Consider the following 13,934-nt stretch of genomic DNA (forward strand, 5'->3'; position numbering starts at 1 on the left):
TTTCCTCTAATTCCATCGTCCGAGATGATGCAACGTACGCCCGAGCAGCGTCTGCTGCTGGACCAGCTCAAGCAGATTGCCGATGGCCTGGGCCAGACGCTGGCGCCGTTCTGCGAGGTCGTGGTGCATGACCTGCTGGAGCCTGGCCAGTCGATCCTGGCCATCCACAACAATCTGTCGGGTCGCGCCGTGGGCGATCCCACCACGGAACTGGGCGAAGCCCGCATCACGGACCCCGACTATCCGCAGGTGCTGGCCAACTACGCGAACCAGTTTGCCGATGGCCGCCTGGCCAAGAGCACGTCCATCGGCATCAAGGACAGCAGCGGCCGCTACATCGCCGCGCTGTGCATGAACGTGGACCTGACGCTGTTCCGCAGCCTGCAGATGGCCATGGGGCAGTTCGTGCAGACCGCCGCCGACGGACCCGAGGAAACGCTCGACCCCGCCAGCACCGAAGTGCTGCGCTCGCGCATCGACGCCTTCGCGGCGCGGCTGGCCACCACGCCCCGCGCGCTGAAGACCGACGAGCGGCGCGCGCTGCTGGCCGAACTCAAGGCGTCCGGCCTGCTGGAAGTGCGCCGGGCCATGGAAACCATCGCGGCACACCTAGGCGTGTCGCGCGCAACCGTCTACAGCTATGCACGCTAATTCCGCCGCGCAGTTGCTACTGCTCGACAAGCACGCCGTGGAAGCGGCGCTGGTCCCCGACGATGTCCTGGCCGCCGTGCGCGAGGCCTTTATCCTGCACAGCCATCGCGAGGGGCGCGTCTTTCCGCTGATCCGCGAAAAGCTGGCGACCGGCGGCGTGTTTGGCATCAAGGCCGGCGACGTCGGTCGGCAGAATCTGCTCGGCTTCAAGGCTGCGGGATTCTGGCCTGGCAACCGCGAACGCGGCGGCGAGCCGCACCAGGCTACCATCGTGCTGATCGATCCGGCGACCGGACGGCCCTTGTGCATGCTCGATGGCAACGCGATCACCACGGCGCGCACCGGCGCCGCCGGCGGCATCGGGCTAAAGGCCCTGGCACGCCCGGACAGCCGCCGCGTATGCGTGTTCGGCACCGGCGTACAGGCGCGCGTGCAGCTGTCGTATGCGCTGGCGCTGCTGCCATCGCTGACCGACGTGCGCTATGTCAGCGCCAGCGGCGCGCCCAGCGCCAGCTTCGAAGCCGAATTCGCCGGGCGCTGCCAGATCGCGCTGGCCACCGACCGCAATGCCGCCGTGGCCCAGAGCGATGTCGTGATCACGGCCACGACCGGTGGCGGCGCCCTGTTCGACGCCGCCGCCGTGCAACCCGGCACCCACCTGACCTGCGTGGGCGCCGACACCACCGGCAAGCGCGAACTGCCCGAAGGCGTGCTGGAACGCGCCCGCATCGTGGCCGACGACCTGCAACAGGCGCGCAGCATCGGCGAGTGCCAGTGGTCGCCCGACCTGCACTGCATCGAGATCGGCGACGTGCTGACCGGCGCCGCCACGTTCCAGCGGCAGGCCGAAGACATCACCGTATTCGACATGACCGGCCTGGCGCTGCAAGACCTGACCGTCGCCCGCTTTCTGCATGAACGGGCCGTGGCCGATGGCACCGGCACGCGCCTGGCCTGGCCCTGGTAAGCCCCTTCCCTTCCTTCCCAGACCCTGCATCCCGCACCCGATACCACCATGACGACCCTGCAACTGCCCACCTACGCCGACGTCGAGGCCGCTGCCAAGCGGCTGGAAGGCTACGCCAACCGCACCCCGGTCAACACCTCGCGCACGCTCGACGAGCGGCTTGGCGCCAAAGTGTTCTTCAAGTGCGAGAACTTCCAGCGCATGGGCGCCTTCAAGTTCCGTGGCGCGTTCAACGCGCTGTCGAAGTTCACGCCGGAGCAACGCAAGGGCGGCGTGGTCGCCTTCTCGTCGGGCAACCACGCGCAGGGCATCGCGCTGTCGGCAAAGCTGCTGGGCATGCCGGCCACCATCGTGATGCCGCAGGACGCGCCGGCGTTGAAGGTGGCCGCCACCAAGGGCTACGGCGCCACGGTGGTGATGTACGACCGCTACAAGGAAGACCGCGAGGCCATCGGCCGCGACCTGGCCGAGAAGCACGGCATGACGCTGATTCCGCCGTACGACCATCCCGATGTGATGGCCGGCCAGGGCACCGCCGCCCGGGAACTGTTCGACGAAGTGGGTCCGCTCGACGTGCTGCTGGCCCCGCTGGGCGGTGGCGGACTGCTGTCCGGCACGGCACTGGCCACGCGCGCGCTGGCGCCGCAGTGCCGGCTGTACGGCGTGGAGCCCGAGGCCGGCAACGACGGCCAGCAGTCGTTCCACAGCGGTGCGATCGTGCATATCGACACGCCCAAGACCATTGCCGACGGCGCGCAGACGCAGCACCTGGGCAACTACACGTTCCCGATCATCCGGCGCGACGTCAACGACATCCTGACCGCGTCGGACGCGCAACTGGTGGAAGCCATGCGCTTCTTCGCCGAGCGCATGAAGATGATCGTCGAGCCGACGGGCGCCCTGGGCCTGGCGGCCGCCTTGCAGATCAAGGATCAGCTCAAGGGCAAGCGCGTGGGCATCCTCATCAGCGGCGGCAACGTCGATATCTCATGGTTCTGCGAGCTGATGGGGCGTTGACGTACCGATGGCGCCGACTTGTTGCCATTTGAACGGCTGACCCTCTCCCCCGCCCCTCTCCCACAAGTGGGAGAGGGGAGAAAACCGGGGGCATTGCCTCCTACACCTCTTCCGATGGCTGCGCCCTGGCCACCACGACCTTCTCGGGATCGAGCTGCATGAAGATCCAGGCCGAGGCCGAGGTGATCAGCCCCACGCAGATGAAGGTGGCGTGGAAGGCCGGCAGCACGTCGAAGTGGTGGGAGCCGATGCCGGCCTGGAACGTGGCCAGCAGCGCGCCGGCCGAAGTCACGGCCAGGCTCATCGACAGCATCTGCACCATCGACAGCATGCTGTTGCCGCTGCTGGCGTTGACCCCGCTCAGGTCCTTGAGCGTGACGGTGTTCATGGCCGTGAACTGGACGGAATTGACCGCGCCGAAGATCGCCATCTGGACGATCACCATCGGCAGCGGCCGGTCCGGCGAGATCAGCGCGAACGACGCCATCACCAGCCCCACCAGGAACGTATTGGTGACCAGCACCTTGCGGTAGCCGAACTGCTCGATCAGCCGCGTCGCCAGCCGCTTGGACGCCATGCCGGCCACCGTCACCGGCACCATCATCAGGCCGGCATTGAACGGCGAATACCCCAGGCTGACCTGCAGCGTCAGCGGAATCAGGAACGGCATGGCGCCGTTGCCGATCCGCGCGAACAGGTTGCCCAGCAGGCCCACGCTGAAGCTATGGATGTCAAACAGCTTGAGCGGAAACAACGGCATCTTGCTGCGCCGCGCATGCAGCACGTAGGCCGACAGCGCCGCCATGCTGGCGATCAGCAGCATCAGCACCGTGGCGTGCTGGAACCCCATGCCGGCCAGCCCGTCCAGCGAAAAGGACAGCGTCACCATCGCGATGGCCAGGAACGCATAGCCCGCGATATCGAAACGTCCCATGCCCGGCAGACGCGCGTTGGGCATGTACTTCACCGTGGCAATCGCGCCCATCACACCCACCGGCACGTTGATCAGGAAGATCCAGTGCCAGGAAAACGTCTGCGTGATCCAGCCGCCCAGCGTCGGGCCGATCAGCGGCCCGATCATGCCGGGGATCGCCACGAAACTCAGCGCCTGCAGATACTGCTCGCGCGGAAACGTCCGCAGCACCGACAGCCGGCCCACCGGCAGCAGCATCGCGCCGCCCGCCCCCTGCACCACGCGGGCGGCGGACAGCATCGGCAGCGTGGGGGCCCAGGCGCACAGCAGCGACCCCAGCACGAACAGTCCGATGGCCGTCTGGAAGATCGTGCGCGTGCCGAAGCGGTCGGCCAGCCAGCCCGACGCCGGAATGATCACGGCCATCGTCAGCGAATAGGCGATGACCACCGACTGCATGCGCAGCGGGCTCTCGCCCAGGCTGCGCGCCATCGACGGCAAGGCGGTGTTGACGATCGTGGAGTCGAGCGTCTGCATGAAGAATCCCACCGCCACCACCCAAAGCATGATGCGCAGCTTGGGGTCCTGGGGCATGGCGGCGGATTCGGCGGGAGGCGTGGCGAGAGACATGGCAGCGGCACGCTGATCGTGGCTAAAACCGCCACCTTAGGCGTGTGACGCGGCGTTGGCAAGTCAGGCAGGCGCAGATCGCGCAATCCGGGGGCATCACATCGACGCGCGCAGGCCCACGAAGAACCGTCGCCCCGGCGCTGGCTCGTAGTACCTGCCGTTCGCTTCATTGACGATGACCGATCCGATGTAGTGCCGGTCGGCCACGTTGTCGATGCGCCCGAACACGTACCACTGCGTGGCGCCGGTCTTGAACGTGTAGCCGGTCTTCAGGTTGAAGACGAAATATCCCGGCGCGGCCTGCGTATTCAGATCGTCCGCGTAGACCTTGCTGTCGGCCTTGGCCTCCACGCCCACCATCCACTGGCCCCACGGCTTGTAGGTCAGCTCTGCCCCGAAGCTGTGGCGCGCCGTGCCCGGCAGCCGGTTGCCGGCCGACACGGTGGCGCCCTGCGCGTTGACGAAGGCGTCCCCGAAATAGGCATCGAGGTAGGTGTACGCGAGCCCGGCGGCCAGCCGGCGAGCCGGGCCGAATGCGCCGCGCCAGCCCAGTTCCAGCCCGCGCCGGCGTACGCCGTCCACGTTCTGGTAGACCGTGCGGCCGTTGTTGTTCGACTGCGGCACGATCTCGCTGTGGCTGTCCGCATCGAACAGTGCCGCATCGATCCGCTGGCCGTCCGATTCCCATTTCACGCCGATCTCGCCCTGCCGGCTGGTCGAGGCCTGCAACCCCAGGTTGGCGCCGACGCCGTTCGGGCCGTAGGCCACCTCGGTCAGTGTGGGCGTCTCGAAGCCGCGGCCCAGGTTGGCATAGACGTTGAGGGTCTCCGTCGCATGCCAGACCACGCCCAGCACCGGGCTCAGGTTGCGATAGGTGGACGTGCCGCTGTCGTCGGGGCTGGCCGCCGTCACATAGTGGTCGTCGATCCGCAGCCGCACCATGCTGGCGCGCAGGCCGCCCACGATTTCCCAGGCCGGATGCACGGTCCAGTTGAACTGCGCGTACGCGCCGTAGTCGGCCGCCTCGTCGGTTTCGTCGCGCCGCAGCGCGCCCTGCTGCCCGTTGTCGTTGACATAGCCGTGCCGCGCGTCGCGCATGCCGTTGACTTCAAGCCCGGCCGTCCACTGCAGCGGCAGGCCGTTGGCCGTGGTCTTGCGCGTCCAGGATAGCGCGCCGCCGCCATAGGTGCGATCCAGATCGACAATGCCGCCCGCCGAACCCGGCGCCGCCCCGCTGAAGCCCAGCCGCTGGGTCAGTTGCCGGCCACCGCCGTACAGGCGGAAGTTCAGGCTGTCGTGATCGGTCAGCTGATGTTCGACCACAACGCCGGCCTGGGTCTGTTCCACGTCCTTGCCGGTGTTGAACTGGGTGGCCGCCGCAATCGCCTGGCGGGGGTTGGCGTCGGCCTGGGCGCGCGTCAGGCCGAGCGGGTCCTCGGCCAGCGGCTGGTTGAAATAGTTGAACTGGCCCGTGATCCTGGTGCTCGTGCTGGGCTGCGCCACGACCTTGGCGTTGAGCTGGTAGCGTTTGGCCGCGCTGTGGTCGCGGTAGCCGTCGGTCTGGTAGGTCCAGGCATCGAGCGTGCCGCCCAGCCGGTCGTTGCCGCCGGCCAGCGAAACGCCTGCCTGCCACTGCCCGTCCGAGCCAAAGCCGGTCGAGGCCCGTCCGGTGAAGCCGGACTTCGGCGGGTCGGGCGTGAACACCTGCACCACCCCGCCCGACGCGTTGCCGTACATCTGGGCGAACGGCCCACGCAGTACCTCGATGCGGCTGGCATTGGCCAGGTCGAAGGTCGATGCCTGGCCCTGGCCGTCGGGCATGGTCGCCGGAATGCCGTCGATAAACAGCCGCACGCCGCGCACGCCGAAGGTCGAGCGGCTGCCAAAACCGCGCACGGCAATCTGCAAATCCTGGGAATAGTTCTGGCGGTCGCGCACGGCGATGCCGGGGCTGGTCAGGGTCAGTTCGGACAGGTTGACCAGCGGCGAGGTGGCCGTGAAGGGATCGACCGGGATGCTGTCGATGGCCGCGGGGGCGTCGAAGCGCCGTTGCTCGTTGCGGCTGGCGCTGACCACCACGTCGGGCAAGGTGGCCTCTTCCGCGGCAGCCGGCGCACCAGCCGCCAAGGCCCATGGCACCACGAGCCAGACGGCTGCGCGGGGGCGCGGAAGAATGGAACGGGCGGAAGTCTGGGTCCTGCCGGCAGCGTGCATGGGGGCGCGTCCCGAAGATAGACACCTCGCACGCGCGAATCGCGCGTGACGCCTAGTCTACCCTCAGTGGACATGCCGCCGCCGTCGGCCGGATTCCGACAGCGCCGCCCCCGGGGGGGTCGGCAGTTGGGGCCGGCTACGGTCAGTTGTTGCTGTCGACCAGCGTACGGGCGTCCACCACCTTGTCGCGGTAGGCCTCGAAGATGCGGCGCAGCGCCTGTTCCATCGTCACCTCGGGCTTCCAGCCCAGTTCGTCGATCGTGTTGTCGATCTTCGGCACGCGGTGCTGCACGTCCTGGTAGCCCTTGCCGTAGAACTCGCCCGACGACGTCTCCACGATCTGCGTCTTGCGCGCTTCCTCGGCGTACTCCGGATAATCGGCCGCCATCTTCAGCATCATCTCGGCCAGCTCGCGCACCGAGTGGATGTTCTTCGGGTTGCCGATGTTGAAGATCTTGCCGCTGGCCACGCCATCCTTGTTCTCGATGATCTGCATCAGCGCCGAGATGCCGTCCGAAATATCGGCAAACGCGCGCTTCTGCGCGCCGCCATCGACCAGCTTGATCGGCTCGCCGCGCACGATATGGCCCAGGAACTGCGTCACCACGCGCGACGACCCTTCCTTCGATTCGAAGATCGAGTCCAGCCCCGCGCCGATCCAGTTGAACGGGCGGAACAGCGTGTAGTTCAGGCCCTGCTCCATGCCGTAGGCGTGGATCACGCGGTCCATCAGCTGCTTGGAGCAGGCGTAGATCCAGCGCGGCTTGTTGATCGGCCCGTAGATCAGCGGCGAGGCCTCGGGGTCGAATTCCTCGTCGGCGCACATGCCGTAGACCTCCGAGGTCGACGGGAACACCAGGTGCTTGCCGTACTTCACGGCGCTGCGCACGATCGGCAGGTTAGCCTCGAAATCGAGTTCGAACACGCGCAGCGGGTTGCGCACGTACGTGGCCGGCGTGGCGATGGCCACCAGCGGCAGGATCACGTCGCACTTGCGGATGTTGTACTCCACCCACTCCTTGTTGATGGTGATGTCACCCTCGGAGAAGTGCATGCGCGGATGGTTCACCAGATCGCCCAGGCGGTCCGACGACATGTCCATGCCGTAGACCTCCCACTGCGTGGTTTCCAGGATGCGGCGCGTCAGGTGGTGGCCGATGAAGCCGTTGACGCCAAGAATCAGGACTCGCTTTTGGTGCATGGATCGGGAATCTTTCAAAACGAAAAAGGGCCGCGCGGTGTCGGCCAAAACGGGTAGTTCGAAGGTCGGTCTAGCGCGCCTGTGGCGGCGGCTCAGCCGGGACGTTGGTCACCACCACACGGCGCCAGTCGCGCGCCACGACGTAGAGCGGTAGGCCTGGCGACAGTTCCAGGTAGGTCTGGGGCGACATGACCGCCATCGCGGGCTCGCCCTGCTTCCAGACCGTTGCGAAGGCCGCCATGTCGGGCACCCATCGCTGCGGTTCCACCGTGGTGCCGAATGTCAGTTCGTCCGCCGCCCCCACCATCGTCAGCGGATGGCCCAGGTAGAACGGCAGTGTGTGATCGAGCATGTTGACGCCGTACAGCTTCATGCCCGGCGTCAGCCGCGGGTGGATCTGCGGCACCAGGTCGGCGCCCGATGCCGGGCCGCCCACCGTCTCGTGGCCGAGCAGCGCGGCGGTGAATCCCATGTACATGCCCAGCGCGTAGACGGCCACGCTGGGCAGCACGCCACGGCGCTGCAGCAGCATGCGCGCCGCCAGCGTCGCCAGCAGCATCACCACGAAGGCCACGGCGACCCAGACGGCATAGGCGCGGTAGAACGCATTGGGCGTGTGGTTGGCGTTCAGCGTGGCCACGATCGGGCTGGCCAGCAATCCGCAGATCGCAACAATGACCATGGCCCGCAGCTGGCGGCCCCAGGCGCGCGCATCCATGCGGTCGAGCGCCACGCCGGCCAGGATGCCCAGCGCCGGGAATACCGGCACGATGTAGCCGGGCAGCTTCGAGCGCGACAGGCTGAAGAACACGAAGATGGCGATGGCCCAGATGCCGGCCATCAACGCCGGACGGAAACGTGCGCGCGTGGTGGCATCCTCGGCCGGGGCCGCGCTGCGCATGGCCGTCCACAGCCGGGGGAAAAGGCCCGCCCAGGGCAGGAAGCCCGCCAGCACCAGCGGCACGAAGTACACGATGGGACCGCCGCGCGAATGCACGCCGGACGTGTATCGCTGCCAGTGCTCGTGGATAAAGAAGAAGTTCAGGAACTCGGGATTGCGCTCGGACACCAGGTAGAACCACGGCACGGCGACCACCAGCATCGTTACCGCGCCGGCCATCAAGTGCAGCCTGCGCCACAATCCCCAGTCGCGCGTGACCAGCGTATAGACCACCAGCACCAGGCCGGGCAACGCGATGCCCACCAGCCCCTTGGTCAGGATGGCGACACCCATCGCCGCCCAGCACGCGACCATCCAGCCCAGCCGGCTGGCCCGTGAAGCATCGGGATGCTGGGCCACAAGCATGCAGGCCAGGATGCACGACATCACGCCAGCCAGCGTCATGTCGAGCGTGTTGAAATGCGCGGCCACGCTCCACATCGGCGCCGCCAGCAGTGCCAGCCCCGCGAACGCGGCGGCGCGCGGGCCGAACCAGCGCCAGGTCGCCAGCATCGACATGCCAATGCCCAGCAGGCCGGCCAGCGCCACGGTCAGGCGCGCCTGCCATTCGCCCACGCCGAACAGCGCGTAGGTCGCGGCGGTCGCCCACATATGGAATGGCGGCTTCTCGAAATACTTCAGCGCGTTGTAGCGGATGGTGACCCAGTCGCCCGTGGCCAGCATCTCGCGCGAGATTTCCGCGTATCGCCCTTCGTCGGGGCCCACCAGGTGCCGCAGGCCCAGCGTACCGAACCACACCAGCAGCGCCACGGCCACGAACAGCGCCGTCCAGCCGGCCACGGCAGACACGCGCAAGCCAGCCGGCAGCGAAACCGTACGGGCGCGGTCAGCCGCATCGTGCGTGATGCGTTGCTTACTAGGAGGAAGGTGCATGTCGTGTCCGGATAGGGGCCGCCGAAATCGCGTTTGTGCCTTATTCGTCCCGCACGCGTATTGTTCTCGGAGCATCGAGCGCGCAGATTAGGGAATCTGCCTTAACTTCAGATTAAGCGTGCACCTGGCCCGCCACGATGCTACGCTTGGACCGCTCCAAGTGCATCATGCGTCCCGTCTTACTCGATACCAATAAACAGCCGTTTCAAGCAGTTCGCTCATGAGAATACTTATCGTTGAAGACGACCCCATGCTGGGCGATGGCATGCAACGCGGCCTGAAGTTGATGGGCCACGCCGTGGACTGGTTCCGTACCGGGGCCGATGCCGACCGCGCCATTGCCGCCATGCACTACGACGCGGTGCTGCTGGATCTGGGCCTGCCCGACCAGGACGGCGTGACGCTGCTCTCGCGCTGGCGCAACCAGGGCCGCCCGACGCCGGTGGTGGTGCTGACCGCCCGCGACGCGGTGCAAAGCCGCATCGGCGGGCTGGATGCCGGCGCCGACGACTACCTGATCAAACCCGTGGATCTGGACGAACTGGCGGCCCGCCTGCGCGCCGTCACACGCCGGTCGGCGGGCATGCCCGAGCCGGTGTGGCGCCACGGTCCGCTCGAATACCACCCAGCCGCGCGGCTGGCCGTCTGGCAAGGCAAGTCGGTGGACCTGACCAGCCGCGAATCGATGCTGCTGGAACTGCTGCTGGCGCACCCCAACCGCGTGCTGACGCGCGAATTCCTGCGCGACAAGCTTTACGAGTGGGAAAAAGGCTCCGAGAGCAATACGCTCGAAGTGCATATCCACCACCTGCGGCGCAAGATCCATCCCGGCATCGTGCGCACGCTGCGCGGCGCCGGCTACACGCTGGGCACGCTCGACGCGCTGGAAACTCCCTCGACCGGCAGCGACAGCGGCATCGGCACCGGGGACGATGCATGACCCTGCAGCGGCGGCTGATACTGGTCGTGCTGGCATCGGTGGCATTTGCCTGGGTCCTCACCAGCGTCATGATCTTCCTGAACGCGCGCATGGAGATCAACGAGTTCTATGACACCGCCATGGTCCGCATGGCGCAGCAGATGCAGGCGGTGCTGCCGTTGATCAGCACCGGCGCGGTACCGCCGCACCCGCAGCCAGACGGCATGGTGCCCGGCGATACCGACCTGGGCGACCTGGGCGCCGCCGGGCTTGGCGACATGGCGATCGCCACCTGGCGCGGCACCGGCCAGCCCTTCCGCATCGATCCCGACGGCGACCGCCTGCCGCGCCTGCCCGGCGTGCGCGGTTTTACCGACCGGCAGATCGATGGCGTGCCATGGCGCCTTTACTATCTGGATGGTCCCGCGGCCGGCTGGCGCGTCTGCGTGGGCCAGATCATGGCCGAGCGCGAGGAACTGGTGTGGTCGTACCTGCAGGCGCAGGTGCTGCCCTGGGTGGTGGGGCTGCCGCTGCTGACCACGCTGCTGGTGTGGGGCATCCGCCGGATGCTGCATCCGATGCTGGCGCTGTCGCACACCATCGCCACGCGGGCCCCGGGCGATCCCACGCCGATCTCGCTGCACGATGCGCCGCCCGAACTGGCGCCGCTGGTGCAAGCGATGAACCGCCTGCTGGACCGCGTATCGGCGCTGCTCGAACACGAACGCCGGCTGACCGCCGATGCCGCGCACGAAATGCGCACGCCGCTGGCCGCGCTGAAGGCGCAGTGGGACGTGGCCCGGCGCTCCGCCGACCCGGCCGAGCGTGCCCAGGCCGCCATCAACGTCGAAGCCGGCATCGACCGCCTGAGCCATCTGGTATCGCAACTGCTGACGATGAGCCGGCTGGAGGACGAGAACGGCCCGCCCTCGTGCAGCGCGGTGAACTGGCGCGATGTGTCGCAGCATGTGCTGTCCGACTGCCTCCTGCTGGCCGAACGCCGCCATGTCGACATGGAGATCGTCTGGCCGCGCCCCGACGTCAAACCCATCGACGTTTGCGGCGACCCCACGCTGCTTGGCACCATGCTGCGCAACCTGATGGACAACGCGCTGCGCTACAGCCCCGCGGGGTCTACCGTCACGCTGACCTTCGGGCCCGACTGCATCGTGGTGGCCGACCGCGGCCCCGGCGTGCAGCCGGACCAGCTGGCGCGGCTGGGCAGCCGCTTCTTCCGGGGCGGCTCGCAGCATGAACAGGGCACCGGCCTCGGCATTTCCATCGCGCGGCGCATTGCCGAACTGCACGGACTGTCGATCGACCTGGCCAACCGGCCGGCGTCGGAAGGCACCGGGCTGGTGGCGACCATCCGCATGAACAACCCCAAGGCCAGCCAGGCATGAGCGCCGCGTGGGAAGTGTTTGTGGTGTTCCTGCGCCTGGGCCTGACGTCGTTTGGGGGCCCGGTGGCACACCTGGGGTATTTTCGCGAGGCGTTCGTGGCGCAGCGCCGCTGGCTCAGCGAACACGCCTATGCCGATATCGTGGCGCTGTGCCAGTTCCTGCCGGGCCCGGCCAGTAGCCAGGTGGGCATGGTGGTGGGCCTGTCACGCGCCGGCTACCTGGGCGCGCTGGCGGCGTGGATCGGCTTCACGCTGCCTTCCGCCGTGGCGCTGATCCTGTTTGCGCTGGGCCTGTCGCGCTATGGCAATCTCATGCCGGCCGGCGCGCTGCATGGGCTCAAGGGGGCGGCGGTGGCCGTGGTGGCGCAGGCAGTCTGGGGCATGGCCCGGTCGCTCTGCCCCGACGCCCCGCGTATCACGCTGATGGCGCTGTCCGCCGTGGCGGTCAGCCTGGTGCCGTCGCCGGCGTGCCAGCTCGGCGTGATGGTGGTGGCCGGCCTGATTGGCGCGCGCCGCTTCCGCAGTGGCGCGGCCGTGCCGCACGAGCCGCTGTCCGTGCCGGTGGGCCATGGCGTGGCGCTGCTGTGCCTGGTCGCCTTCGCGGTGTTGCTGGTGGGATTGCCGTTTGCCGCACGCGCCTCCGGCGATCACGCGGTGGCCCTGTTCGATGCCTTCTACCGCGCCGGGGCGCTGGTCTTCGGCGGCGGGCACGTCGTGCTGCCGCTGCTGCAGGCCGCCGTGGTCCCGCCAGGCTGGGTGGACAACGATACGTTCCTGGCCGGCTACGGCGCGGCGCAGGCGGTGCCCGGGCCGCTCTTCACGTTCGCCGCCTTCCTGGGCGCCGCCGGTACGCTGGCGCCCAACGGCTGGGCCGGCGGCGCGCTCTGCCTGTTGGCCATCTTCGCGCCGTCGTTCCTGCTGGTCTTCGGCGCGCTGCCCTTCTGGGAACGGCTGCGCCGCCATGGCGCCACGCGTGCCGCGCTGGCAGGTGTCAACGCGGCGGTGGTGGGACTGCTGCTGGCGGCCTTGTATCACCCGGTCTGGACCAGCGCCGTGCTGGCTCCGGCGGATTTCGCGCTGGCCCTGCTGGCGCTGGTTGCGCTGGCCGTCTGGCGCGTGCCGCCATGGGCCGTGGTGCTGGCGTGCGCGCTGGCCGGCTGGGGGCTGCAGGCGGCCGGCATCGCATGAGACCGGAATCGATGGCGCACCGTGGCGGCCGCGTGACCATGCCCGGCCGCCTGCGCATCGCCCTGACCCACGCGGCCACCACCCTGGCCACCACCCTGCTCATATACGGCTGCGCCACGGCACCGGCGGCCGTGGCAGCGCCACCGGTCACCGCCATCTCGGTGGTCGAGCGCGACTGGCACACCGACATCTGCATCCGCAGCGTCGATGCCGATGCGCGGCTCCTGCGCGTGACCCGGGGCTATGACGGTTCCACCTATCTCTGTTTTGGCTTTGGCGACCGCCACTACCTGATCACCGGCGAGCGCGGTCCGCTGACGCTGCTGTCGGCCCTGCTGCCCGGCGATGGCGCCATCCTGCTGACGATCCTGCGCGATACCCCGGCCGCCGCGTTCGGCGCGGGCAATGTGGTGGACCTGGAACTGGACGAAGCCGGCATCGGCCGCCTGCGTGCGTTCCTGAACCGGACGATCCAGGAAAACGACGCCGGCGAGCCGCTGGGGCTGGGCAACGGCCCCTATCCCGGCGGTCTCTACTTCGGCGCCACGGCGCGCTACAACGGCTTCTATACCTGCAATACTTGGACGGCCGACGCGTTGCGCGAAGCGGGCATCCCGATGCACGGCCCGGTGCTGTTCGCCGAGGGCGTCATGCGACAGGTGCGGGATCTGGCCGCCGCGCGACAGGGCGCACGGCCGGCGCCCTAGCAGGGGCCGGGGCTGCAGACGGTGGTTGCACTGCCGGCAGGCGTGACCACGGTGGACGATTGCGGCGGGTTGGGATCGCTGCTGCTGATCGATACGCAGCCGGCAAGGCTGACCGGCAGCAGGAGGACGGCGATGCGGGCGATCACGGCGATCGCGGCGATTCGGCTCGGTGTCATGGCTGGCTCCCCCGCGTGCACGGGCACGCGACAGAGCCAGTATAGATAGCCACGTTCAGATTGCGACACCTGCCGCAAGGCGTCCGTGCCGGGCGGGCCGTTGCGACCCGCCCGG

At 68.2% G+C, this 13,934-nt stretch carries 12 protein-coding genes; 7 read left to right on the forward strand and 5 right to left on the reverse strand.

All coding sequences use genetic code 11. The features are described 5' to 3' along the window. Window positions 1-24: 24 nt before the first annotated feature. The 3 genes from AC3FJ6_RS21485 to AC3FJ6_RS21495 are packed head-to-tail and all read left to right on the forward strand — an operon-like array spanning window position 25 to window position 2,635. Complete coding sequence (locus AC3FJ6_RS21485) at window positions 25-651, forward strand: helix-turn-helix transcriptional regulator (protein ID WP_153948046.1); 627 nt, start codon at window positions 25-27, stop codon at window positions 649-651. Then, window positions 641-1,618: an ornithine cyclodeaminase family protein gene (locus AC3FJ6_RS21490; RefSeq protein WP_488773657.1), complete on the forward strand. Its 978-nt coding sequence runs from the start codon at window positions 641-643 to the stop codon at window positions 1,616-1,618. Before AC3FJ6_RS21485 ends, AC3FJ6_RS21490 begins: the two co-directional genes overlap by 11 nt. Before the next feature lie 48 nt (window positions 1,619-1,666). Continuing rightward, window positions 1,667-2,635, forward strand: a complete 969-nt coding sequence (locus AC3FJ6_RS21495) for a threo-3-hydroxy-L-aspartate ammonia-lyase (protein ID WP_488773658.1) — start codon at window positions 1,667-1,669, stop codon at window positions 2,633-2,635. 100 nt (window positions 2,636-2,735) lie between these two features. Here the strand turns inward: AC3FJ6_RS21495 and mdtD are convergent, their stop codons facing one another. The 4 genes from mdtD to AC3FJ6_RS21515 form a co-directional block, all read right to left on the reverse strand. After that, window positions 2,736-4,142: a multidrug transporter subunit MdtD gene (gene mdtD / locus AC3FJ6_RS21500; protein ID WP_488773659.1), complete on the reverse strand. Its 1,407-nt coding sequence runs from the start codon at window positions 4,140-4,142 to the stop codon at window positions 2,736-2,738. A 132-nt stretch (window positions 4,143-4,274) separates the two neighbouring features. Further along, window positions 4,275-6,392, reverse strand: coding sequence for a TonB-dependent receptor family protein (locus AC3FJ6_RS21505; protein WP_488773660.1), 2,118 nt, complete (start codon window positions 6,390-6,392; stop codon window positions 4,275-4,277). A gap of 142 nt (window positions 6,393-6,534) precedes the next feature. Continuing rightward, complete coding sequence (locus tag AC3FJ6_RS21510) at window positions 6,535-7,593, reverse strand: bifunctional UDP-4-keto-pentose/UDP-xylose synthase (protein ID WP_488773661.1); 1,059 nt, start codon at window positions 7,591-7,593, stop codon at window positions 6,535-6,537. Window positions 7,594-7,663: 70 nt separating this feature from the next. Then, a complete protein-coding gene (locus AC3FJ6_RS21515; protein WP_488773662.1) occupies window positions 7,664-9,427 on the reverse strand; it encodes a glycosyltransferase family 39 protein in 1,764 nt (587 codons plus the stop codon). 220 nt (window positions 9,428-9,647) lie between these two features. Between AC3FJ6_RS21515 and AC3FJ6_RS21520 the strand changes: the two genes are divergently transcribed. Genes AC3FJ6_RS21520 through AC3FJ6_RS21535 form a run of 4 tightly spaced genes read left to right on the forward strand, consistent with a single transcriptional unit; the run spans window position 9,648 to window position 13,643 of the window. After that, on the forward strand, window positions 9,648-10,367 hold the full coding sequence (locus tag AC3FJ6_RS21520) for a response regulator (RefSeq protein ID WP_488773663.1): 720 nt from the start codon (window positions 9,648-9,650) through the stop codon (window positions 10,365-10,367). After that, the gene (locus AC3FJ6_RS21525) at window positions 10,364-11,749 is read left to right on the forward strand and encodes an ATP-binding protein (protein ID WP_488773664.1); all 1,386 of its coding nucleotides are present in this window, start codon (window positions 10,364-10,366) and stop codon (window positions 11,747-11,749) included. The genes AC3FJ6_RS21520 and AC3FJ6_RS21525 overlap by 4 nt, the downstream gene beginning before the upstream one ends. Continuing rightward, window positions 11,746-12,936 carry a chromate efflux transporter gene (chrA, locus tag AC3FJ6_RS21530; protein WP_488773665.1) on the forward strand — a complete coding sequence of 397 codons (1,191 nt, stop codon included), beginning with the start codon at window positions 11,746-11,748 and terminating at the stop codon, window positions 12,934-12,936. Before AC3FJ6_RS21525 ends, chrA begins: the two co-directional genes overlap by 4 nt. Next, window positions 12,933-13,643, forward strand: a complete 711-nt coding sequence (locus tag AC3FJ6_RS21535) for a DUF2459 domain-containing protein (protein WP_488773666.1) — start codon at window positions 12,933-12,935, stop codon at window positions 13,641-13,643. The genes chrA and AC3FJ6_RS21535 overlap by 4 nt, the downstream gene beginning before the upstream one ends. Here the strand turns inward: AC3FJ6_RS21535 and AC3FJ6_RS21540 are convergent. Next, the gene (locus AC3FJ6_RS21540; protein WP_153948055.1) at window positions 13,640-13,819 is read right to left on the reverse strand and encodes a hypothetical protein; all 180 of its coding nucleotides are present in this window, start codon (window positions 13,817-13,819) and stop codon (window positions 13,640-13,642) included. The two genes, AC3FJ6_RS21535 and AC3FJ6_RS21540, sit on opposite strands and share 4 nt — an antisense overlap. Between the last annotated feature and the right edge of the window lie 115 nt (window positions 13,820-13,934).

This window comes from Cupriavidus sp. 94F1, assembly GCF_057798875.1.

What these genes read in the sequence shown, in the direction of transcription:
- AC3FJ6_RS21485 (WP_153948046.1), top strand. Translation starts at nt 25, where the DNA reads ATGATGCAACGTACGCCCGAGCAGCGTCTGCTGCTGGACCAGCTCAAG.
- AC3FJ6_RS21490 (WP_488773657.1), top strand. Translation starts at nt 641, where the DNA reads ATGCACGCTAATTCCGCCGCGCAGTTGCTACTGCTCGACAAGCACGCC.
- AC3FJ6_RS21495 (WP_488773658.1), top strand. Translation starts at nt 1,667, where the DNA reads ATGACGACCCTGCAACTGCCCACCTACGCCGACGTCGAGGCCGCTGCC.
- mdtD (WP_488773659.1), bottom strand. Translation starts at nt 4,142, where the DNA reads ATGCCCCAGGACCCCAAGCTGCGCATCATGCTTTGGGTGGTGGCGGTG.
- AC3FJ6_RS21505 (WP_488773660.1), bottom strand. Translation starts at nt 6,392, where the DNA reads ATGCACGCTGCCGGCAGGACCCAGACTTCCGCCCGTTCCATTCTTCCG.
- AC3FJ6_RS21510 (WP_488773661.1), bottom strand. Translation starts at nt 7,593, where the DNA reads ATGCACCAAAAGCGAGTCCTGATTCTTGGCGTCAACGGCTTCATCGGC.
- AC3FJ6_RS21515 (WP_488773662.1), bottom strand. Translation starts at nt 9,427, where the DNA reads ATGCACCTTCCTCCTAGTAAGCAACGCATCACGCACGATGCGGCTGAC.
- AC3FJ6_RS21520 (WP_488773663.1), top strand. Translation starts at nt 9,648, where the DNA reads ATGAGAATACTTATCGTTGAAGACGACCCCATGCTGGGCGATGGCATG.
- AC3FJ6_RS21525 (WP_488773664.1), top strand. Translation starts at nt 10,364, where the DNA reads ATGACCCTGCAGCGGCGGCTGATACTGGTCGTGCTGGCATCGGTGGCA.
- chrA (WP_488773665.1), top strand. Translation starts at nt 11,746, where the DNA reads ATGAGCGCCGCGTGGGAAGTGTTTGTGGTGTTCCTGCGCCTGGGCCTG.
- AC3FJ6_RS21535 (WP_488773666.1), top strand. Translation starts at nt 12,933, where the DNA reads ATGAGACCGGAATCGATGGCGCACCGTGGCGGCCGCGTGACCATGCCC.
- AC3FJ6_RS21540 (WP_153948055.1), bottom strand. Translation starts at nt 13,819, where the DNA reads ATGACACCGAGCCGAATCGCCGCGATCGCCGTGATCGCCCGCATCGCC.